24 protein-coding genes and 4 pseudogenes are annotated in these 18,925 nt (G+C 60.4%); 14 read left to right on the top strand and 14 right to left on the bottom strand.

Annotated features, from left to right (window positions below; all coding sequences use genetic code 11):
- From A3C3_RS0123475 to A3C3_RS0123465, 3 genes are all read right to left on the bottom strand, one after another.
- Positions 1-413 (bottom strand): IS110 family transposase (locus A3C3_RS0123475; protein WP_033419736.1); only part of this gene is annotated, 413 nt, incomplete at its 3' end.
- Positions 414-731: 318 nt separating this feature from the next.
- Positions 732-1,073 (bottom strand): SMR family transporter, encoded by a 342-nt coding sequence (locus A3C3_RS0123470; RefSeq protein WP_022717028.1) that lies wholly within the window; start codon positions 1,071-1,073, stop codon positions 732-734.
- Between the two features lie 21 nt (positions 1,074-1,094).
- On the bottom strand, positions 1,095-1,658 hold the full coding sequence (locus A3C3_RS0123465; protein WP_022717027.1) for a TetR/AcrR family transcriptional regulator: 564 nt from the start codon (positions 1,656-1,658) through the stop codon (positions 1,095-1,097).
- A 154-nt stretch (positions 1,659-1,812) separates the two neighbouring features.
- Here A3C3_RS0123465 and A3C3_RS0123460 point away from each other — a divergent pair, with 154 nt between their 5' ends.
- Both A3C3_RS0123460 and A3C3_RS0123455 read left to right on the top strand, forming a co-directional pair.
- Entirely contained in the window at positions 1,813-2,202 is a 390-nt protein-coding gene (locus A3C3_RS0123460) for a group II truncated hemoglobin (protein ID WP_028739935.1), read from the top strand.
- An 8-nt stretch (positions 2,203-2,210) separates the two neighbouring features.
- On the top strand, positions 2,211-2,582 hold the full coding sequence (locus A3C3_RS0123455; RefSeq protein ID WP_022717025.1) for a DUF423 domain-containing protein: 372 nt from the start codon (positions 2,211-2,213) through the stop codon (positions 2,580-2,582).
- A gap of 2 nt (positions 2,583-2,584) precedes the next feature.
- Here A3C3_RS0123455 and A3C3_RS47225 read toward each other — a convergent pair.
- Positions 2,585-2,791 (bottom strand): annotated as a pseudogene (locus A3C3_RS47225) (hypothetical protein); the annotation flags it as partial.
- 98 nt (positions 2,792-2,889) lie between these two features.
- A pseudogene (locus A3C3_RS39030) lies at positions 2,890-3,231 on the bottom strand (VOC family protein); the annotation flags it as partial.
- Positions 3,232-3,518: 287 nt separating this feature from the next.
- Here A3C3_RS39030 and A3C3_RS48230 point away from each other — a divergent pair.
- A pseudogene (locus tag A3C3_RS48230) lies at positions 3,519-3,620 on the top strand (VOC family protein); the annotation flags it as partial.
- Here the strand turns inward: A3C3_RS48230 and A3C3_RS48225 are convergent.
- From A3C3_RS48225 to A3C3_RS0123410, 6 genes and pseudogenes are all read right to left on the bottom strand, one after another.
- A pseudogene (locus A3C3_RS48225) lies at positions 3,617-3,856 on the bottom strand (VOC family protein); the annotation flags it as partial. The pseudogenes A3C3_RS48230 and A3C3_RS48225 overlap by 4 nt on opposite strands.
- The gene (gene hmuQ, locus A3C3_RS0123430; protein ID WP_022717020.1) at positions 3,853-4,167 is read right to left on the bottom strand and encodes a heme-degrading protein HmuQ; all 315 of its coding nucleotides are present in this window, start codon (positions 4,165-4,167) and stop codon (positions 3,853-3,855) included. The gene hmuQ and the pseudogene A3C3_RS48225, both read right to left, overlap by 4 nt.
- A 16-nt stretch (positions 4,168-4,183) precedes the next feature.
- Positions 4,184-4,444: a hypothetical protein gene (locus A3C3_RS0123425; RefSeq protein WP_022717019.1), complete on the bottom strand. Its 261-nt coding sequence runs from the start codon at positions 4,442-4,444 to the stop codon at positions 4,184-4,186.
- Positions 4,441-4,854 (bottom strand): DUF2325 domain-containing protein, encoded by a 414-nt coding sequence (locus A3C3_RS0123420; RefSeq protein ID WP_022717018.1) that lies wholly within the window; start codon positions 4,852-4,854, stop codon positions 4,441-4,443. Before A3C3_RS0123420 ends, A3C3_RS0123425 begins: the two co-directional genes overlap by 4 nt.
- Positions 4,855-4,963: 109 nt before the next feature.
- Positions 4,964-6,232: an energy transducer TonB family protein gene (locus A3C3_RS0123415; RefSeq protein ID WP_022717017.1), complete on the bottom strand. Its 1,269-nt coding sequence runs from the start codon at positions 6,230-6,232 to the stop codon at positions 4,964-4,966.
- Positions 6,233-6,294: 62 nt separating this feature from the next.
- Positions 6,295-6,738, bottom strand: a complete 444-nt coding sequence (locus A3C3_RS0123410) for a hypothetical protein (protein WP_022717016.1) — start codon at positions 6,736-6,738, stop codon at positions 6,295-6,297.
- A 142-nt stretch (positions 6,739-6,880) separates the two neighbouring features.
- On the opposite strand from A3C3_RS0123410, the gene hemP reads away from it, so the two are divergent.
- The 7 genes from hemP to A3C3_RS0123375 all read left to right on the top strand — a co-directional run bounded on the left by hemP (position 6,881) and on the right by A3C3_RS0123375 (position 11,888).
- Entirely contained in the window at positions 6,881-7,060 is a 180-nt protein-coding gene (gene hemP / locus A3C3_RS0123405; RefSeq protein WP_028739934.1) for a hemin uptake protein HemP, read from the top strand.
- A gap of 9 nt (positions 7,061-7,069) precedes the next feature.
- Positions 7,070-8,122: a hemin-degrading factor gene (locus tag A3C3_RS0123400; RefSeq protein WP_022717015.1), complete on the top strand. Its 1,053-nt coding sequence runs from the start codon at positions 7,070-7,072 to the stop codon at positions 8,120-8,122.
- 11 nt (positions 8,123-8,133) lie between these two features.
- On the top strand, positions 8,134-9,060 hold the full coding sequence (locus A3C3_RS0123395; RefSeq protein WP_022717014.1) for a heme/hemin ABC transporter substrate-binding protein: 927 nt from the start codon (positions 8,134-8,136) through the stop codon (positions 9,058-9,060).
- A 1-nt stretch (position 9,061) separates the two neighbouring features.
- Entirely contained in the window at positions 9,062-10,177 is a 1,116-nt protein-coding gene (locus A3C3_RS0123390) for a FecCD family ABC transporter permease (protein ID WP_022717013.1), read from the top strand.
- A 12-nt stretch (positions 10,178-10,189) separates the two neighbouring features.
- The gene (locus tag A3C3_RS0123385; protein WP_022717012.1) at positions 10,190-10,984 is read left to right on the top strand and encodes a heme ABC transporter ATP-binding protein; all 795 of its coding nucleotides are present in this window, start codon (positions 10,190-10,192) and stop codon (positions 10,982-10,984) included.
- Positions 10,985-11,129: 145 nt separating this feature from the next.
- Positions 11,130-11,477 (top strand): DUF883 family protein, encoded by a 348-nt coding sequence (locus tag A3C3_RS0123380; RefSeq protein WP_033419784.1) that lies wholly within the window; start codon positions 11,130-11,132, stop codon positions 11,475-11,477.
- A 9-nt stretch (positions 11,478-11,486) separates the two neighbouring features.
- On the top strand, positions 11,487-11,888 hold the full coding sequence (locus A3C3_RS0123375) for a hypothetical protein (RefSeq protein ID WP_022717010.1): 402 nt from the start codon (positions 11,487-11,489) through the stop codon (positions 11,886-11,888).
- A gap of 12 nt (positions 11,889-11,900) precedes the next feature.
- On the opposite strand, the gene A3C3_RS0123370 is transcribed toward A3C3_RS0123375, so the two are convergent.
- From A3C3_RS0123370 to A3C3_RS0123360, 3 genes are all read right to left on the bottom strand, one after another.
- Positions 11,901-12,425, bottom strand: a complete 525-nt coding sequence (locus tag A3C3_RS0123370) for a cupin domain-containing protein (RefSeq protein WP_022717009.1) — start codon at positions 12,423-12,425, stop codon at positions 11,901-11,903.
- Positions 12,426-12,648: 223 nt separating this feature from the next.
- Entirely contained in the window at positions 12,649-13,203 is a 555-nt protein-coding gene (locus A3C3_RS0123365) for an RNA polymerase sigma factor (RefSeq protein ID WP_022717008.1), read from the bottom strand.
- 10 nt (positions 13,204-13,213) lie between these two features.
- Positions 13,214-13,420, bottom strand: a complete 207-nt coding sequence (locus A3C3_RS0123360; protein WP_022717007.1) for a NepR family anti-sigma factor — start codon at positions 13,418-13,420, stop codon at positions 13,214-13,216.
- A gap of 269 nt (positions 13,421-13,689) precedes the next feature.
- Between A3C3_RS0123360 and A3C3_RS0123355 the strand changes: the two genes are divergently transcribed.
- The 4 genes from A3C3_RS0123355 to preA all read left to right on the top strand — a co-directional run bounded on the left by A3C3_RS0123355 (position 13,690) and on the right by preA (position 18,760).
- The gene (locus A3C3_RS0123355; protein WP_022717006.1) at positions 13,690-14,484 is read left to right on the top strand and encodes a response regulator; all 795 of its coding nucleotides are present in this window, start codon (positions 13,690-13,692) and stop codon (positions 14,482-14,484) included.
- A gap of 238 nt (positions 14,485-14,722) precedes the next feature.
- Positions 14,723-15,676, top strand: coding sequence for a sensor histidine kinase (locus A3C3_RS0123350; protein WP_051154512.1), 954 nt, complete (start codon positions 14,723-14,725; stop codon positions 15,674-15,676).
- Between the two features lie 396 nt (positions 15,677-16,072).
- Positions 16,073-17,434 carry an NAD(P)-dependent oxidoreductase gene (locus tag A3C3_RS0123345; protein WP_022717004.1) on the top strand — a complete coding sequence of 454 codons (1,362 nt, stop codon included), beginning with the start codon at positions 16,073-16,075 and terminating at the stop codon, positions 17,432-17,434.
- A 12-nt stretch (positions 17,435-17,446) separates the two neighbouring features.
- Positions 17,447-18,760: an NAD-dependent dihydropyrimidine dehydrogenase subunit PreA gene (gene preA, locus A3C3_RS0123340; protein ID WP_022717003.1), complete on the top strand. Its 1,314-nt coding sequence runs from the start codon at positions 17,447-17,449 to the stop codon at positions 18,758-18,760.
- Positions 18,761-18,925: the final 165 nt, after the last annotated feature.

The raw sequence follows: 18,925 nt of genomic DNA, 5'->3' as shown, positions 1-18,925 counted from the left end.
AGCCGCACGTAAAACATCCGCTCACGCAGGGCGACGCGCAGCTCGCGGGCTCGCTCTCCAGGCGCCCAGGCCTCCGGCACCAGGTCGGCTCTGAGCAGATGCGCCAGCACCGTCGCATCGATCTTGTCGGTCTTGATCTTGGCGTCGGCAATNGCCTTGACCTTCCAGGGATGGGCGAGAACGACATCATCACAAATGTCGTCGAGCCAATCGTAGATCACCATCCAGTTGCGGGTCGCCTCGACAACCGCATGCGAATTCTCCCGGTAGCGTTCCAGAAACCCACCCAGAGACTGGCGGTCGTTCTTCACCCGGCCGGATCGTAGCGTCTTGCCGCTGCTGTCCTGCACCACCAGGTGGCTGTAGGATTTGTGGTAGTCGACGCCGATATGGTATTCATAAGAGGCAGTCATGCTTCCAACTCCCTTATTGAGATCTTCGAAACCCCAATAGGATAAGCCGAAAGGCTGGAAGTGTGACTGTCCCTCGATCATCACCTGCATCTCAGTGATCCGTTCTCTCAGCGGGCGCGCACTCTTTCATGCCATCTCCTCAGCAGTAAGCGGCTTGGCCGTCCGGTGCGGTTTCGGGCCGCGCTCTTCAATCGGCTCCAGTGCCTTCCTTACCGGCTCATTTGGGGCATCCGCGATGCTCGTCAACGCAGCCGGCACATGGACCTCTTGGCGCTGCTCCTCCAAGGCGAGGCAATGAGCGGAGAAAACCGAGAGAAATCAATGAGAAATGGATTTCGAAAAGAGGTTGACGACCAGAACGCCGGTAATGATCAACCCGAGCCCGATCACGGCGGGAAGATCGAGCCGCTGCTTGAAATAGACCAACCCGACCACCGAAATCAGCACTATTCCCAATGCGCTCCAGATCGCATAGGCAATGCCGACCGGAATCACCTTCAAAGTGAGCGACAGGACGTAGAAGGCAGCCGCGTAGCAGACGACGAGAAGTACGCTCGGCCAGAAGCGCGTGAGTTGCTGCGAGAGCTGCAGCGCGGTCGTGCCGATCACTTCCAGTACGATTGCGGCGAAAAGCAGCGCGTAGACGGCAGCCGGGCTCATGGTTCTGTCCTTCGAAAATAATTAGCGCTTCGTGAGTTCGGCAAGCCGGGCAATCAGCGCCCTGCGTTCGGTAGTGCCGATCAAGTGGCTTTCCGTCGCGTCGGCAAGCCAGAGACCGTCCGCAGCAAAGCGCACGATCTGAGCGTCGATCGACGAGTCGGTGCCGATATATTCTTCGGTCCGCTCCCGCACCCATTCCCGCCAACGCTGGCGCAGCCGCGGCTCGGCCAGCATTGCAATCGTCACCTGCGTCCAGTGACGGGAGTCATCCGTCCTTTTGCTGATGTCGGCGCACACGAAAAGATAGGCGCGCGTGAAGCGCCCGTGCGGCACCGGATCGGCCCGCATCAGTTCATCGAGTTCTTGATCGAAGCGCTCGAGCAGACTGTCGAACAGCGCATCCAGCAGCGCGTTCTTGGTCGGGAAATGGTGCAGCAAGCCACCCTTGCTGATGCCGGATGCGCCTGAGACGGCATCGAGCGTCACCGACGCCATGCCCTGCTCCGTCGCAAGGCGTGCGGCGACATCCAGCAATTGCCGGCGGACGAGAACAGGCTGTTTCTTGCGATGATGAGCAGTTGACATGGTCTATAAAAATACCGTCTGGACGGTTTTGTCAATCAGAATCTGCAGCCACGCTCTGTCTCAGGCAACCTGGGCGAAATGCCGCGGCGCATCGCAACCGGTTGCGAATAGGGCAGCAGCAGTGCATTAAGAAATGCATTTCGGGGGATGGAATTTGACGGAAGAAGTTATCACGCTTTATCAGGCGATCGGCGGCGACCTCGCGGTGCGGGCGCTGACGCAGCGTTTCTACGAGCTGATGGACACGCTGCCGGCGGCAAGGCGTGTCCGCGCGGTCCATCCGCCGAGTCTCAAAGGTAGCGAGGAGAAATTCTACGAATATCTGACCGGCTACCTCGGCGGCCCGCCGCTCTATACTGACAAACGCGGCCATCCGCGGCTGCGCAGCCGCCATTTCGTCGCCGCGATCGGCCCGGTCGAGCGTGACGAGTGGCTGCTCTGCTTCCGCCGTGCAATGGACGAGACGATCGTCAACGAGAAGCTGCGTGAGATCATCTGGCCGCCGATCGAACGGCTGGCGTTTCATATGCAGAACAGGGAGTAAGATCAGCCATGATCTCGAACACGCGTGCCGCACCGCTTTTCTTCGTCTTTGCCGGTCTTTTCGGCGCCGCGGGCGTCGCACTTGCCGCCGTCGCGGCCCACGGTGGTGGTGAAGCCGCGCTCGCAGCCTCCGCCTCCGCCATGTGCCTGGCACACGCCCCTGCTCTATTAGGTCTCGCAATCGGCATTAAGGCGGTCAGAACCGCCCGGCTGGCCGGTTTTCTGATCATCGTTGGCACGCTGCTCTTTGCCGGCGATCTCGTGATGCTGCGTTTTGCGGGGATCGGGCTATTCCCCTTTGCCGCGCCGACTGGCGGCTGGGCAATGATGCTCGGCTGGCTGGCGATCGCCGCCGGCGGCTTGATGCGCACCAAACCATAAGCTTAGAGTCCGTTTGAGAAGGTCAGTGGCTGATACGTCGGAGCAGAAGACCGCCCATGGCGGGCCTCGTAGTTGCGAACAAGGCGCCGCCATCGTGTCATCCAGCCGAAGGTCGCGGCAGAACATTGAGCCCAGGCTGGCCTTCGATGCGTCGGACGACTTCGATGACGATCAAGATCGGCGGCCTTGTCCATGAGCTTGCCCCGGTCCCGCGACCGACCGTGGAGGGATGGACCTCGAACAGGCGGGTCGGCCTCGGACGCACTCGCACATTGGTCACTCTTCGCCATTTGTCTTCGTATTGCGCTCAACTGAGTTCTTGGGCGAGTCCGATGAGAAGCCCTTCAGGCCCACGGATGTAGCAGAGCCGAGACGCGTCTTTATACTGGACTACTTCGCCTACGAGCTGCGCGCCGCGCGTGCGAAGCCTTTCAAGCGTCTCGTCGATGTCGTCCACGGCGAACATGACGCGGAGGTAGCCTAGGGCGTTGACCGGGGCGTTCCGGTGATCTGCGACGACAGGCGGCGTGAGGAAGCGGGAGAGCTCGAGCCGGCTGTGGCCATCCGGTGTGCGCATCATGGCAATCTCGACACGCTGATCGGCCAGTCCAGTGACACGTCCGGCCCATTCTCCTTCGATCGCATCGCGCGAAGGGCGTCAGGCATCTGACGGATATGCAAGTGCGGCCTTGGAACATGGAGAAATTCTACATCCATGATACGCACGGCAACCTGCTGCGCTTCGGCCGGGTGCCGCAGCGCTGAGAGACCGTTTGAACACGGGGTGGCGGTTTGAGGCGGTCCATGGTTCAAGCTTCTGATGTGGACAGCAGCGAACTGGGCGTGGATGGCTGTCGGTGTTGGGGTGCCTCAAACGTCCTTTGTTAGACGAGGCGACACCTTGTCGATTGAAACGACACCTTGGAGATTGGAAACATGGCGCTCAAGCGGATGGACAATGTAGGAATCGTCGTCGAAGACCTCGGAGGGACGATTGATTTCTTTCGCGAACTCGGCCTCGAGCTCGAAGGGCGGGCATGGAGGGCCGCAACGCGCCCGCCACGCATGTAGATCGACGTCTTCTCCGGCAGGCTGGCATCGTCGGTGCGCCAGAAATGCAGCTCCATCTCATCGCGCCTGACGATCAGATAGTCAGGCGTTTGGTGCACGATCTGCGCAAAGCCGAGTTCGTCACGATAAAAGGCAAGCGTCTCGGCGATATCGAGCGACGGCAGGACCGGCAGAACCTCGATTCGGGCCGGATCGCTGCTCATATACCGTCCACGACGTTGAAACCTTCGAATACCGGCGGCCCCTTGTACATGACCTTATGGTCACCCGCGTTGCGGTGCGCCGCGCGGAAGTTCTCGGATTTCGTCCAGTTCTGGAAATCCTCTTCGCTTTGCCAGACCGTGTGGGACGAGAACAGCGTATAGCCGTCCTCCGCATCCGTCTTACCGCGCAGCAGGCGGAACTCGACGAAGCCGGGCACCTGCGCCAAACTGGAGTCGCGGTTGCGCCAGACATTCTCGAAATCCGCCTCGGCGCCAGTTGCGACCTTGAAGCGGTTCATCGCAATGTACATCGGGAGCTCCTTACACCTACGTGCCGTCCGCGCGGGCCTGCGGGAAGGCAACGACATTATTGCCGTTTGCCGCCTCGCGGCCAAGCGCGGCATCGGTCTTTTCTCCCGGCATGCGCGCTTCCCAGACGGGAAATTCCGTCACGTTCGGATAAAGCTGCTGGCGCTCGGCGTTTTTCACCAAGAGATCGTAGAGCTCGGGCACGAGGCCGTCGCCATTCTGCTCGGCGAGCTTATGCAGGCCGATCATCATGAACCCGTCAGGGCGCTGGTCTTTCATCGGGAATTGTCTCGTTCGTTCATGGTCTGCAGCGCACGCTCGAGGCTCGATTTGCTGCCATTGCGCAGCGGAATGAAGGCCTTGCCGAACTTCTTGCAGCCGGTCTTCACCCGCAGGCAGGCATCGTGGCTGATACAGTCGATCGGGCAGAACACGCAGTCGACGGAGGGAAGAACCGTATCGATCCGCGAGACCGCCTCGCGCAGCCCGCCGTCATGATGGATCAGTTCGGCACCGAAGCTGCTCGCGATCTGGCGAAGATGCGCCACCTGGCAATCGCGGCCGCCGACATAGAGGAAACTGCGGCCATCCAGTTTCGATCCGCCGGAAGATTGCTGCGCCGTCTGCGCTGCCACATCCGCGCTGACGCGGATTTCCCGGTTAGATCGCTTCTTCGCCTTCCGAGCCATTCATCACCCGTTCGCTCGTTGATCGTCACACGATTCTAACGTGTGCGAACGGACCTTATTAAACTTGAATTTTGGAGTAAAGAATAAAGTTGACTATTATTATCATATTTTATCGCCGACCCGAGATCTGCACGTCCTGCGTGAAGGTCCAGCTCGGCTTGCCCCACTCGGAAGGCAGCGGCGGGAACGGCGAGGCGCGGCGCACGCCGGCCACAACCGCCTGATCCAACTCGGGAATTCCGGAGCTGCGCGCGACGGAAAGAGACGCCAGCGAACCGTCGCCGCCGATCGTCAGGCGCACGCGGACACTCATCGAAGCGCTCATCCGCTTATATTCCGTGGGCACCTTGAAGGCGCGGCGGATGCGCGACTGCACCTTGCCGGGATAATTCGCAACGGCTGCGCTTCCAGCTCCGCCGGAGCTCCCGGCGCTGCGCGAGTTCTGGTCGGAATTTGCCGTCTCGCTTCCATCGCTGGCCCCTCGCCTGGAATCCTGCTTGTTCTCGCCTTGGGAGCCAGCAACCTTCTTTTCCGTCTTCTTCGGCGGCTGCTTCTTTTCCACCGGCTTCGGCTTAGCCGTCGGCGTCGGCGTCTCTTGCGGCTGCACCGGCTCCGGCAGCGACGCTTCGGCGGTCTCGACCGGCTCGACAGGCTTCAATTCGTCCGGTGCCTCCGTGGCCATCGGCTGCACGACCGAGGTCTCAGCAGGAACATTCGACGTCAGCACCTCAGGCTCCGCCGCCGTCACCGTCTCGGGGGAGACGCGCGTAACCTGCTGCATTGGCGGTATGGCCTCCGCCTGCGTCGGCTGCACCGTTTCTGGTGGAACCTCCGTCGGTTGGACATCCGTCGGCTGAACAGTCTGCGGCTGCACCGTTTCGGCGACTACTTCTTCCGGCTGCGGCTCGACCTGCAGATCCGGATCGCCGGCAGAGGCCTGGTCGGCTTCGGAATCGCCAAGGATGACGACGCTCACGGCTTCGCCCGCTTCCTCCTCCGGGCCGTGCGGCGTGACGACGAAGCCGATCGCCAGGACAGTGAAGAGAATGGCGTGAAAGGCAAAGGACGTCAGGCAGGCAGCGGCGACGCGTTGCTTGTTCGGCTTCGGCTCGCTTGCCTGCTTTTCAAGGGCACCATGGTCCATCGGCGGCGCGTCTGCCGCCGCTGTCTTCTGCGCTTGGGGGTGCTCCGGGAAAGATCCGATCAACGAGAGGCGCGCATAGTGGATCACGGCTTCTGCGGCGGGCTGGCGCTGCGCACTGCGCAGCTCAGGCATTTCATGACCCGGATGGATCCCCGGCATATTGTCGTTCAAACCGTCAGCATCCTGCTCCACGATGAAATCGCGTCGCGACCTGGATTTCGCTGAAACTGCCATGTGCCCTGCCCCGGCCGGTTTGAAACTGAAGCCCGCCGGAGATCATCCCCAGCGTGAATTGCTCACCCCTCGAAGGGAACGGAAGTCTGCGAACGGGTAACGAGACCTTTCATGCATTCGCCCGCTGCCGGGCCGTCGCAGACCGGCGTATCGTTGATGAGAATGCGGGTCACGGCCTCGCACTTCACATTCGGCATGTCGAACTGCCGCACGCGCTTCTTGCCCTGCGGCAGATCGCGGAAATCAAGCACGGTGATCTTGTCGACGGTGTTCTTGTCGTTGAAGAAGGCAAGCTCGAAAGAGATCTTGTTGACGGGTGCTGCAAGCTTGTTGAGCGCCACGAAGGTCATCATGCAGCCCTTCTGCGAGGGCGTCAGCGCATTCAACTCGACTTCGAGGGCATTTGCCGGGGTGGCCGCGGCGGCGTCCTGCGCATAAGCAGAGCAAACACTTCCGGCCGCCATCAATCCGCCTGCCACAAGTGCCGCAAATCTGCCCGCCGCCATCACCGCTTCTCCATGTAATTTCTAAAACTTGAGTTGATAAGTCTTCTATTGCGTCTTTAAAAAATGGTGACTATGAAAGTCAAGATAATTGTATCAAGGCCGGAGGAAAACACCCCGGCGCTAGCGGAAATTGCCAACCGAAATGATGGTTGAGAAGCCAGACACCTTTAAGCATGCACCTGTCCCGCGGGAGGCGGCCGAAATTCGCACCATCGAAAGCGCGGACATTTTCCGCGGCGCGAACGAGATCATGATCCGGCATGACGGCGTGGTCTACCGCATGAAAATTACCCGGCAGGGCAAACTCATTCTCAATAAGTAAGGGTAGCAGATGACTGATGAGACCAGACCGGCACCGGCCGAAATTCGCGCGTTCCGCGCCGAAAATCCGCAGATGCGCGAGCGCGATATCGCAGCGCGGCTGAACATTTCCGAAGCGGCCCTCCTCGCCGCCGAAGCCGGCATTTCCGCGATCCGCATCGACGCCAGCGCGCTGAAGCTTCTGGAGCGCGTGGCCGAACTCGGCGAAGTCATGGCGCTGTCGCGCAATGAAAGTGCGGTCCACGAAAAGATCGGCGTCTTCGAAAACATCAAAATGGGCATGCAGAGCGCAATTGTGCTCGGCGAAAACATCGACCTTCGCATCTTCCCGAGCCGCTGGGCATGTGGCTTTGCCGTCACGAAGAAGAATGGCGACGAGGAACGCCTCAGCCTGCAGTATTTCGACAAGACGGGCAACGCGGTCCACAAGGTGCATCTGCGCCCGAATTCGAACGTCGAGGCCTACCGCTCGATCGTCGCTGATCTGAAGCTCGACGACCAGTCACAGGAATTCGTCGAAGCCGAAATCTCCGCTTCAGAGGATGAGAGCGGCGACGTCGGCCGCGACGAGCTGCGCGACAACTGGAGCAAGCTCACAGACACGCATGAATTCTTCGGCATGCTGAAGCGCCTGAAAATCGGCCGCCAGGCAGCGCTGCGCGCGGTCGGCGACGATTACGCCTGGAAGCTCGACACCACGGCGACGGCCGAGATGATGCACGCCTCCGTCAAAGCCGGTCTGCCGATCATGTGCTTTGTCGCAAACAACGGCATCGTGCAGATCCATTCTGGCCCGATCTTCAACGTTCAGGCGATGGGACCTTGGATCAACATCATGGATCCGACCTTCCACCTGCACCTTCGCCAGGACCACATCGCCGAGACATGGGCGGTGCGCAAGCCCACCAAGGATGGCCACGTCACTTCGCTGGAAGCCTATGACGCCAAGGGCGAAATGATCATCCAGTTCTTCGGCAAGCGGAAGGAAGGTTTCGACGAGCGTACCGATTGGCGTGAGATCATCGAAAGCCTGCCGAAGGCCGGAACGAGCATCGCAGCATAAGGAGCGCAACGATGAAAATACCTTCGAACTTGCGCCGCCTCCGGCTTTGCGAACTGGCGCTGACGGCGGCCGTCATGGCGCTGCCCTTGCTGCCCGCTGCAACGGCGGAGAATGGTTTCATTCGGGCGGCGCAGGCCGAGGAACCGAAAAAGATCGACACCTCGCGCCTCGTCGCCGTCGGCGGCGACGTGACGGAAATCGTCTATGCGCTCGGCGAAGAAAGCCGCCTCATCGCCCGCGATTCCACCAGCACCTATCCCGAAGCGGCCATGAAGCTGCCGGACGTGGGCTATATGCGGGCTCTCTCGCCGGAAGGCATCCTTGCCGTCAACCCGACCGCGATCATCGCTGTCGAAGGATCGGGTCCGCCGGAAGCGCTGACCGTCCTGAAGAATGCCAGTGTGCCGTTCGAGACGGTTCCGAATACCTACGATCGCGAAGGCATTCTGACGAAGATCGACAAGATCGGCGCACTGCTCGCCGTGCCCGACAAGGCCAGGGCGCTGGAAACCAAGGTCGGCGCCGATCTGGATGCTGCAATCGCCGATGCCGGCAAGCGGCCGGAAGCGGAGCGCAAGCGCGTGCTTTTCATCCTCAGTACGCAGGGCGGCAAGATCATGGCCTCCGGCACGGAAACGGCGGCTGATGGCATCATCAAGCTCGCGGGCGCCATCAATGCCGTCGGCAGCTTCTCTGGCTACAAGCCGGTGACCGATGAGGCGATCGTCGAGGCAAAGCCCGATGTGATCCTGATGATGAACCGTCAGGGCAGTCACGCGGCCGCCAACGATGACCTCTTCAAGCAGCCGGCGCTCGCACTGACCCCCGCGGCCCAGAAGAAGGCCGTCATCCGCATGGATGGCCTGCACCTGCTCGGCTTTGGCCCGCGCACCGCAGGCGCCGTCCGCGAATTGAACGCGGCCATCTACGGGGGCTAAGATGGCTCTGCTGAACGCCATGACGGGGCAGAAACGGTCACTTTTTTCGATAGCCGCGCTTCGCGAGCATCGCGAGGCAGGCGATCGGGGGCGGCTGGCGCTCCTCGTGATCGGTCTGCTCGTCGTGGGTTCCGTCTTCTCGCTGCTGTTTTCGGTGACGACCGGCGCCTCGGACGCCTCGATCGTCGACGTAATTGCAAACGTGGCGGGTTCTGAGGCGGCGCTCAACATGCGCGACCAGATCATCATCTTCGACATCCGGATGCCGCGGGCGATCCTCGGCTTTCTCGTCGGCGCCTCGCTCGCCGTCTCCGGCGCTGTGATGCAGGGACTGTTCCGCAATCCGCTTGCCGATCCCGGCCTCGTCGGCGTGTCGTCCGGAGCGAGCTTCGGCGCCGTCGTGATGATCGTGCTCGGCGGAACGATCGCCATGCCGTTCCTTGGGCTGCTCGGCATATATGCCCTGCCGGTTGCAGCTTTTAGCGGTGGCCTTGTTACGACGGTGCTGCTTTACCGGATCGCAACGACCAATGGCCAGACCTCGGTCGCCACGATGCTGCTGGCGGGAATCGCGCTCGCAGCGCTGACCGGTGCAATGACAGGTCTGCTGACCTATATCGCCAACGACCAGCAGCTTCGCGACCTCACTTTCTGGTCCATGGGCTCGCTCGCAGGCGCAACCTGGATGAAGATCGCCGCCGCCGGCCCGATCATTCTGGCATCCTTCGCAGTCCTGCCCTTCATGGCGCGCGGACTGAATGCCATAACCCTTGGCGAAGCGGCGGCGTTTCATATGGGAGTCCCGGTTCAGCGGCTGAAGAATATCGCGATCGTAACCGTTGCCGCCGCAACCGGCGCGTCGGTCGCCGTCAGCGGTGGTATCGGTTTTGTCGGCATTGTCGTACCGCATCTGTTGCGCATGATCATCGGCCCCGACCATCGCTATTTGCTGCCAGCCTCCGCTCTCCTCGGCGGCTCGCTCTTGATCTTCGCCGACGTTCTGGCGCGCACCATCGTCGCGCCCGCCGAATTGCCGATCGGCATCATCACGGCTGCAGTCGGCGGACCCTTCTTCCTCTGGATATTGTTGCGGCAGCGCTCGCTGCTTGCGCTCTAAAAGTGAATTCCGATGATCGAACTTTCCTGCATCTCGGTCCGCCTGTCGGGCAAGACAATCGTGCATGACGTCAGCTTTACGGCGATGGCCGGCCAGTTGACGGCGATCGCCGGACCGAACGGCTCCGGCAAGACGACCACAATGAAGGCGATCTCCGGTGAGCTTTCCTGCGACGGCTCCGTGCGCATCAACGGCGAAGAGGTCAAGACAATGCAACCCTGGCAGCTCGCCGCCATTCGCGGCGTACTTCCGCAGGCAAGCGCCATCTCCTTTCCGTTCACAGTGCGCGAGGTCGTGCGCATGGGACTGACGACAGGGCTGAACCTGCACTCCGAACAGGCGGAGCAGATCGCGGCACGGGCGCTCGCCGCCGTTGACCTCGGAGGCTTCGAAGGCCGTTTTTACCAGGAGCTTTCGGGCGGCGAGCAGCAGCGCGTCCAGCTCGCGCGCGTACTGTGCCAGATCTGCGAGCCCGTCGTGGACGGAAAACCCTGCTGGCTGTTGCTCGATGAGCCGGTCTCCAGCCTCGACATAAGCCATCAGCTGACGATCATGAGCCTTGCGCGGAAATTCTGCGACGCAGGCGGCGGCGTGATCGCGGTCATGCACGATCTCAACCTGACCGCTCTTTTCGCGGACCAGATCGTACTCATGAAAGGTGGGGGACTGGCCGCTGCCGGCAGCGTCAGCGACGTGCTCACCGACGAGCGCATGCAATCTGTATTCGGATGTCGGCTGCGCATCAATCAGGTTCCGAAGGACGGAACACCCTTTGTCCTGGCTCACAGCGCGCTTGCCGGCCGCTAAAGGCCGGAACTTTTGATTGGCCAGCGCGTTGACGTGTCGATGATTTGGATCAATGCCGGGCGATACTATTTATTGCAATGATCGGTGCTGACCTCGTTTGAAACCGGCCCGCGACTTTGCGCGCGCCCATGCCAAGGAGAGCATCATGGCTTCCATCCTCCCGTCCATTCGCGGCCGGCGCCATGGCAACGGTACGCTTCACGACATCGAGTCCACGATCGAGGATCAGATTGAGAGCCTGCGCGACGAAATCGGGACCCTGACGAAGCTGGTTGCCAAGAATTCGCGACGGCGCGGTGAAAAGCTCCGCTATCAGGCGGCTGCCGGTTATGACGAACTTCTTGGCCGCAGCGAAGACCTCCTGCACGATCTGCAGGAGAGCTATCTGCGCGGCGCAAATGAAGTTCGCCATACGGTACGCAGGCATCCGATCGCAACGATCGGTGCGGCTGCCGCCCTCGGCCTCGTGCTCGCGCTCCTCGCACGCCGCTAAGGGGGATCGATGCTCTTTCCGATCCTCAGCCTTTTGATAGGAAACAGTTTTCACAGGACCGTTGCGCGAACCAAGCGCAACGGTATTTTCATTGCGCTCGCCGCAATCTTCCTTCTGACCGCCTATGTGCTTGCGGTGACAGCCGGGACAATCTGGCTCGCGGGCGTCTACGGCGCAGTGGGTGCTGCCCTCTTTCTTGCAGCATGCGCGCTGCTGATCGGCATCGTCGTGCTGATCGTCATGAAGATCATGAACGCACAGGATGCGCGTCGCGCGCAGGAGCGCCGCCTGGCGGTCGAGTCGCTGGCAGCCGTCGGCATCGGCCTTGTCCGTTCACAGCCGCTCCTGACGGCCGGCGTGCTTGCCGCGCTCGTTGCAACAAACCTGATGGGCTCCAAAAACCGCGACTAGGGATCCTGACCTCTAGCCAGTTTCGCTCGCACTTTTCCGGATGCGGTCCGGAAGTCCGTCATGGGGACCAAGTGGCCGCTTCGGCCAATCGTCCCACCAGTCGTCAATAAGCGCCTTCCTTTCCGGGTTGCGAGGATAGTGAATACGGTTCTCCGGCTTGTGCCTCTCTCCAACCACGAGCAGGCGGACCTCCTCCTCCTCACTGTTATTGATGAAATTATGGGCTATGCCGGTGCCCGCCGGGAACCCCACGCCGTCGCCTGGTGCGAGCCGATGCAGATGGCCATCGATCCACACGTCGGGATACCCTTCGATAACGAAGACGAATTCCTCCTCCGCGCTTTCGGCGTGTGGAAGCGATGTGCGCCGACCGGCCGGCAACCGCTCATGATGAATGCCGAGTTTGGATAGGCTGAACGCCCGGCCAAAAGGCGCGCCAATGCTCATGCGTTCATCGCGTTCTGAGTAATGCAGCTCATCGGGTCGCTCGATATTGCGCCAGTGGGTGATAAATGGTGGACGTTCGTTGCTGTTCATGAGTTGCTCCTCGGGTAGCCCATGCCCGCAAGCCACGCTCAAATCCGCAACGAGCACCGGTCATGAAAACAGCTAGTGACCGCACCTCGATCGTCAAGCATCCTGCGCAGCGTCGCCACCGGCATGTTTGCTGCCGAGTTTTCAGGGCTAGTTTTCATCTCTTGCCCAACAAAAAAGCCGGCGCCTTTGGCAGCCGGCCTTTTCCTCCCATTCAACGCGTGGATCAGAAGGCGAAGGCCTTCGACGTCAGCGGCGCGGACGTCGAATCCGGGCCGAAATCGGCTTCGCCGGAAATCTGCAGCAGTTCCTGGAGGCGCTGGCGCGCACGATTGACGCGGCTCTTGATGGTGCCGACGGCGCATCCGCAGATCTCAGCGGCTTCTTCGTAAGAGAAGCCCGATGCGCCGACGAGAATGATCGCCTCGCGCTGATCCGGCGGCAGTTGGTCAAGCGCCTTCTTGAAGTCCTGCAGGTCGAGCGCGCCGTATTGCGCCGGATGCATCGCCATGGATTCGGTGAAAAGGCCGTCGCTGTCCTGGATCTCCCGGCCGCTCTTACGCATCTGGCTATAGAGTTCGTTGCGCAGGATCGTGAAAAGCCAGGCTTTCATGTTGGTGCCCATCTCGAAGTGATCCTGCTTTGCCCAGGCCTTCATGATGGTGTCCTGCACCAAGTCGTCGGCGCGATCGTGCCGGCCGATCAGCGAAATCGCGAATGCACGCAGACTCGGCAATGCCGCCAACAGTTCGCGTTTGAAGCTTGGTTTAGCCTTATCCATCAGCTCGCCCTTACTCGGCCAGTTTGGCCGAAGCCATCATCTCAGCCTGGTCCAGCTTCTCGAGCAGATCGAGAAAACGATCGGGGATCGCCTCGTCCTGTGCGGCTGCATAAAGGGACCGCAGTTTGACACCGATCTGGTTGTTTGGATCAAGGATATCGCTTGCGCGCATTTCGAGCCGCCGCTCATTCTGTTCTTCTGTCTGCTGTTTTTTCATAAACTCGTCGCTTCTCGCCGTTGTCTTTGTCTGAATGGACGATACGTTTGCGCTGCGGCTTGATATGCCAACACCACCCCCCGCCGCTCTAGGCGGTTGGTGCTGAAATACTTGCCGTTTATCGAGGCTCAAAATCGCGGTACGCCCTTCATTCGTCGCCAGCATAATGCAAGGCTGTGAAAAAAGTTCCGCATATACTGGAACTTTTTTAATAGCGCGACGTTTCCACTGCATTAGAGCCAGTTATGGCCTACGGACGGGAGTTTTTAATGACACTTTCTACTCGAATCGCGCCGCATCTTCCTTATTTGCGTCGCTATTCCCGCGCGCTTACCGGCACCCAGACTTCGGGTGATGCTTACGTTGCCGCAGTTTTGGAAGCGATCATCGCCGATATATCCATTTTCCCGGATACCGAGAATGACCGTGTCGCACTCTACAAACTGTTCACGAAACTGTTTGGTTCCACTGCCATCCAGATTCCCGAGCCGGCGTCGCCTTACGCTTGGGAACAGCGTGCGACCGTAAACCTCGCCAAGGTCTCGCCGCTTGCCCGCCAGGCCTTCATCCTCGCGTCGGTCGAGAATTTCCGCGTCGGCGAAATCGCCGACATCCTCGAAACCGATGACCAGGAAGTGATGAGCCTGCTCGACAAGGCCTCGCAGGAAATCTCGCGGCAGGTGGCCACCGATATCATGATCATCGAAGACGAACCGCTGATCGCGATGGATATCGAGCAGATGGTCGAAAGCCTCGGCCACAAGGTTACCGGAATCGCACGCACGCATTCCGAAGCCGTGGCTCTTTACAACAAGACCAAGCCGAACATGGTCCTTGCGGATATCCAGCTTGCCGACGGCAGTTCCGGCATCGATGCCGTGAACGACATTTTGAAGACATCAAGCGTGCCCGTGATTTTCATCACCGCTTTTCCAGAGCGCCTTTTGACAGGTGAGCGACCGGAACCGACGTTTTTGGTCACCAAGCCCTTCAATCCAGACATGGTCAAGGCTTTGATCAGCCAGGCGCTATTCTTCAATGAATCCACCAAGGTTGCGGCATGAAGCTGAACCGTCAAAGCGACGGAACAAAGCCAATAGCGAGGCGTTCCCAGCTAGCTGGGGCGCTCCGGCAACAGCTTTAACGGTTTCTCCAACGCTTGGTCATAATATGACCAGCGGGGTTCCTGAAATGGCAACCTCTTTCCAGCTGCGCAAGAAGGATCGAAGGAAAGGCGGCCTGGTGAATACGACAGAACCATTAACCGGCAAGCCTTTCGCGCTGGAGGGCAAGTCCGCGATGATGGAGCGGGCGCTGAGCAGCGCCGGAATTTCGATTCTCTTCCAGGATTCCACACTGACACTTTCCTACGCCGAAAATCTTCCGCGCCATTTCGCCGAACTGTTTTTCGCCGGCGGCAGCGACAGCGACCTCTTCGGCGAGGCGCACGGCGATTATCTGAGGACCCTCAAGTTCAAGGTGCTCGAAACCGGGACGGCGACGAATGCCGAGATCGATATGGACGTCGATGGCGAGGTCCGGACCTACGAACTCAAAGTACAGCGCATCAATAACGGCGGCTCGCTCGGCATTCTTTCGGTCATCTCCGAAGTCACCGAGATGCGACACCGTGAAAAAGTGCTGAAATCACTGCTGCGCGAACTGTCGCACCGCTCGAAGAACCTGCTTGCGATCATTCAGGGCATCGCCACGCAAACGGCCCGCAATACGCTGTCGCTCGACAGCTTCCTTGCAAAATTCCGCGGTCGCCTTCAATCGCTTTCCAACTCGCAGGATCTGATTACGGATTCGAGCTGGCGCGGCGCCTATCTCTTCGACCTTGCTGAAAAGCAGTTCGCACCCTATTGGCCGGAAACGGCAGGCTCCATGCCGATCTTCGGCATCAATGCGCATATGACGCCGAATGCCGCCGTCCATCTCGGATTGGCGCTTCATGAGCTCATCGTCAATTCGGCCTCCTATGGCGCAATTGCCGGCGGCGCGTCGTCGATCACCCTGAACTGCAAGGAAGCGAAGCACAACGGCAAGAAGGCGATCGAGATCGCCTGGGTGGAAATCCTCCCGAACCGGACCGAGATTCACGAGTTCAGCGAAAACAGCTTCGGCAAGACCGTGCTGGAACGCGTCGTTCCCTCGTCCATGAGTGGCAAGGCGGAGCTCCGGCTCGTCCCTGGCCGTATCGAATATTACCTGCAGATCCCAGAGACCGAATTCGAAATCCTGAAGCGGCCCTGAGTTTCGCAGTATTGGGCCACAACAAGAAACAGCCAGTGCGAGGGCGGCGCACTGGCTGTTTTCACTCATCGGGAGGGGACCGTGAGTAGTCCGGATGATGGGTTGGGGGCGCGCATGTTGGGTCGATGCGATCATCATCCGGATGCCGCAATAACGACCGCGTTGACCTTTGGTTCCGCCGAATCCGAAAAAAATTGAATTTTTATGAATCTTTTTTGCAAGGTGGCGAATGCCTGGCTTCATGGATGGTGGGCGCACGGGCTCCATGCCGCGAGCTAAAATAACAAAAACAGGCACTTACACGAATATAAGTTTCAAAATTTTACCGTTTGATAAATTTTTTATCCTGAGTTACGCTTCCCTCACTAGCCGTTTACCAATAATGAGGGAACTTCAATGGAACGACTGGAAACTGGGATTCATTCCGGCCGGCTCTCGACCGCCGAGTATGAAACTAATTTTTCCGATCTGCATCCGCGCCTCGACAAGCATGAGGCGCTGGTCGCCGCCGACCGCTGCTATTTTTGCTATGACGCGCCGTGTATGACGGCCTGTCCCACCTCAATCGACATCCCGCTCTTCATCCGTCAGATCGCAACCGGGAACCCTATCGGCTCGGCCAAGACGATCTTCGACCAGAACATCCTGGGCGGCATGTGCGCTCGCGTCTGTCCCACCGAAGAGCTCTGCGAACAGGCCTGCGTGCGCAATACCGCAGAGGAGAAGCCCGTGGAGATCGGCCGCCTGCAGCGTTATGCGACTGATATCGCCATTCAGGCAGGCAAACAGTTTTATGAACGCGCTGCCTCGACCGGTAAGAAGATCGCCGTTGTCGGCGCCGGCCCGGCCGGCCTTGCCGCCGCTCACCGCCTTGCGGTGAAGGGCCACGATGTCGCCATCTACGACAGCAAGTCGAAATCCGGCGGCCTGAATGAATATGGCATCGCCACTTATAAGGCCGTCGACGACTTTGCCCAGAAGGAAGTGGATTACGTGCTTTCGATCGGCGGCATCGAAGTCCGCCACGGCCAGCAGCTTGGCCGTGATATCCAGCTTGCCGATCTGCAGTCTAGGTACGACGCCGTCTTCCTCGGCATCGGCCTTGCCGGTGTCAATGCGTTGCGCGTCGATGGTGAGAACCTGCCAGGTGTCGATGACGCGGTCGATTTCATCGCCGCTCTCCGTCAAGCGACGAACAAGGCGGACGTTGCCATCGGCCGCCGCGTCGTCGTTCTCGGCGGCGGCATGACCGCCATCGATGCGGCAGTTCAGGCAAAGCTGCTTGGCGCCGAAGAAGTGACGATTTGCTACCGCCGCGGCAAGGAGCATATGAACGCCTCGGAGTTCGAGCAGGACCTCGCGACGTCCAAGGGTGTCATCATTCGCCACTGGCTGGCGCCGAAGTCCATCCTGTCGCAGGACGGCAAGGTCGCCGCGATCGAGGTGGAATATACCAAGCTCGCCAACGGCCGTCTCGTCACGACCGGCGAAACCGGGGTCATCGCCGCCGATCAGATTTTCAAGGCGATCGGCCAGACCCTTGAAACATCCGGTCTCGGTTCGCTGCGTATGGAATCCGGCCGGATCGCTGTCGACGGCGAAGGCCGCACCTCGCTCGACGGCGTCTGGGCAGGCGGCGACTGCGTCTTCGGCGGCGATGACCTGACCGTATCTGCCGTCGCGCAAGGCCGCGATGCTGCCGAATCCATCAACCGTACGCTTGCTGCCGGTGCGCAGCCAGCCGTCGCCGTCGCTTGAGGAGAATGAACAATGGCTGATCTCCGCAACAATTTCGTCGGCATCAAGTCGCCCAACCCGTTCTGGCTCGCCTCTGCGCCGCCGACCGACAAGGCCTATAACGTCGAGCGCGCCTTTAAAGCGGGCTGGGGCGGCGTCGTCTGGAAGACGCTCGGCGAGGAAGGTCCGCCCGTCGTCAACGTCAACGGCCCGCGCTACGGCGCGATCTGGGGCGCCGACCGCCGCCTCTTGGGTCTCAACAATATCGAGCTCATTACCGATCGCGACCTTTACACCAACCTGCGCGAAATGAAGCAGGTGAAGATGAACTGGCCGGACCGCGCGCTGATCGCCTCGATCATGGTTCCCTGCGAGGAAGAGGCCTGGAAGGCGATCCTGCCGCTCGTGGAGGAAACCGGCGCCGACGGCATCGAACTCAATTTCGGCTGTCCTCACGGCATGTCCGAGCGCGGCATGGGCTCCGCGGTCGGGCAGGTGCCGGAATATATCGAGATGGTCGTGCGCTGGTGCAAGCAGTACACGCGCATGCCGGTCATCACCAAGCTGACGCCGAACATCACCGACATCCGCAAGCCGGCACGCGCCGCCAAGGCCGGCGGTACGGACGCCGTCTCGCTGATCAACACGATCAACTCGATCACCGCGGTCAATCTCGACACGTTCTCTCCTGAACCGTCGATCGATGGCCGCGGCAGCCATGGCGGTTATTGCGGCCCTGCGGTGAAGCCGATCGCGCTCAACATGGTGGCCGAGATCGCCCGCGATCCGGAAACCTACGGCCTGCCGATCTCCGGTATCGGCGGCGTGACCACCTGGCGCGATGCTGCCGAGTTCCTTGCGCTCGGCGCTGGCAACGTGCAGGTCTGCACCGCGGCCATGACCTACGGCTTCAAGATCGTGCAGGAGATGATCACCGGGCTCTCCGACTGGATGGACGCCAGGGGCCACAGGTCGCTCGACGATATCACCGGCCGCGCCGTTCCGAACGTCTCCGACTGGCAGTATCTGAACCTCAACTATGTCGCCAAGGCGAAAATTGACCAAGACGCCTGCATCAAATGCGGCCGCTGTCACATCGCCTGCGAGGACACCTCGCATCAGGCGATCACGCAGTTCGTCAACGGCATGCGCCATTTCGAGGTGATGGAAGAGGAATGCGTCGGCTGCAATCTTTGCGTTAACGTCTGCCCGGTCGAAAACTGCATCACCCTGGAAGCCCTGCCCGCCGGCGCGCTTGACAAGCGCACGGGCCGCCCCGTCGACCCGAACTACGCCAACTGGACGACCCACCCGAACAATCCGATGGCAAGACAGGCGGCAGAGTAGAAGACGGTCGCGACCCCGCAAACTGCGGCGATGCCCTCATGCGGCTGACGCCACCTTCTCCCCGCAGGCGGGGAGAAGGAACTATGCCGCGCCGTTTGGGCTCGACCTTGAGCATGGTACGTTCCCTCTCCCCGCATGCGAGGGTGAGGGGCAGCAACATGGCGG

The sequence above is a fragment of the Rhizobium mongolense USDA 1844 genome (genome assembly GCF_000419765.1).
GTDB lineage: Bacteria > Pseudomonadota > Alphaproteobacteria > Rhizobiales > Rhizobiaceae > Rhizobium > Rhizobium mongolense.
This window is presented reverse-complemented; position numbering and strand designations above follow the sequence as displayed.

Coding starts and splice junctions, on each gene's coding strand:
- A3C3_RS0123390 (WP_022717013.1), top strand. CDS start 9,062: ATGGCTCTGCTGAACGCCATGACGGGGCAGAAACGGTCACTTTTTTCG.
- A3C3_RS0123395 (WP_022717014.1), top strand. CDS start 8,134: ATGAAAATACCTTCGAACTTGCGCCGCCTCCGGCTTTGCGAACTGGCG.
- hmuQ (WP_022717020.1), bottom strand. CDS start 4,167: ATGTACATTGCGATGAACCGCTTCAAGGTCGCAACTGGCGCCGAGGCG.
- A3C3_RS0123455 (WP_022717025.1), top strand. CDS start 2,211: ATGATCTCGAACACGCGTGCCGCACCGCTTTTCTTCGTCTTTGCCGGT.
- A3C3_RS0123420 (WP_022717018.1), bottom strand. CDS start 4,854: ATGGCTCGGAAGGCGAAGAAGCGATCTAACCGGGAAATCCGCGTCAGC.
- A3C3_RS0123400 (WP_022717015.1), top strand. CDS start 7,070: ATGACTGATGAGACCAGACCGGCACCGGCCGAAATTCGCGCGTTCCGC.
- A3C3_RS0123360 (WP_022717007.1), bottom strand. CDS start 13,420: ATGAAAAAACAGCAGACAGAAGAACAGAATGAGCGGCGGCTCGAAATG.
- A3C3_RS0123345 (WP_022717004.1), top strand. CDS start 16,073: ATGGAACGACTGGAAACTGGGATTCATTCCGGCCGGCTCTCGACCGCC.
- A3C3_RS0123380 (WP_033419784.1), top strand. CDS start 11,130: ATGGCTTCCATCCTCCCGTCCATTCGCGGCCGGCGCCATGGCAACGGT.
- A3C3_RS0123350 (WP_051154512.1), top strand. CDS start 14,723: ATGGAGCGGGCGCTGAGCAGCGCCGGAATTTCGATTCTCTTCCAGGAT.
- A3C3_RS0123370 (WP_022717009.1), bottom strand. CDS start 12,425: ATGAACAGCAACGAACGTCCACCATTTATCACCCACTGGCGCAATATC.
- A3C3_RS0123385 (WP_022717012.1), top strand. CDS start 10,190: ATGATCGAACTTTCCTGCATCTCGGTCCGCCTGTCGGGCAAGACAATC.
- A3C3_RS0123425 (WP_022717019.1), bottom strand. CDS start 4,444: ATGAAAGACCAGCGCCCTGACGGGTTCATGATGATCGGCCTGCATAAG.
- A3C3_RS0123355 (WP_022717006.1), top strand. CDS start 13,690: ATGACACTTTCTACTCGAATCGCGCCGCATCTTCCTTATTTGCGTCGC.
- A3C3_RS0123415 (WP_022717017.1), bottom strand. CDS start 6,232: ATGGCAGTTTCAGCGAAATCCAGGTCGCGACGCGATTTCATCGTGGAG.
- A3C3_RS0123365 (WP_022717008.1), bottom strand. CDS start 13,203: ATGGATAAGGCTAAACCAAGCTTCAAACGCGAACTGTTGGCGGCATTG.
- A3C3_RS0123470 (WP_022717028.1), bottom strand. CDS start 1,073: ATGAGCCCGGCTGCCGTCTACGCGCTGCTTTTCGCCGCAATCGTACTG.
- preA (WP_022717003.1), top strand. CDS start 17,447: ATGGCTGATCTCCGCAACAATTTCGTCGGCATCAAGTCGCCCAACCCG.
- A3C3_RS0123410 (WP_022717016.1), bottom strand. CDS start 6,738: ATGGCGGCGGGCAGATTTGCGGCACTTGTGGCAGGCGGATTGATGGCG.
- A3C3_RS0123375 (WP_022717010.1), top strand. CDS start 11,487: ATGCTCTTTCCGATCCTCAGCCTTTTGATAGGAAACAGTTTTCACAGG.
- hemP (WP_028739934.1), top strand. CDS start 6,881: ATGATGGTTGAGAAGCCAGACACCTTTAAGCATGCACCTGTCCCGCGG.
- A3C3_RS0123465 (WP_022717027.1), bottom strand. CDS start 1,658: ATGTCAACTGCTCATCATCGCAAGAAACAGCCTGTTCTCGTCCGCCGG.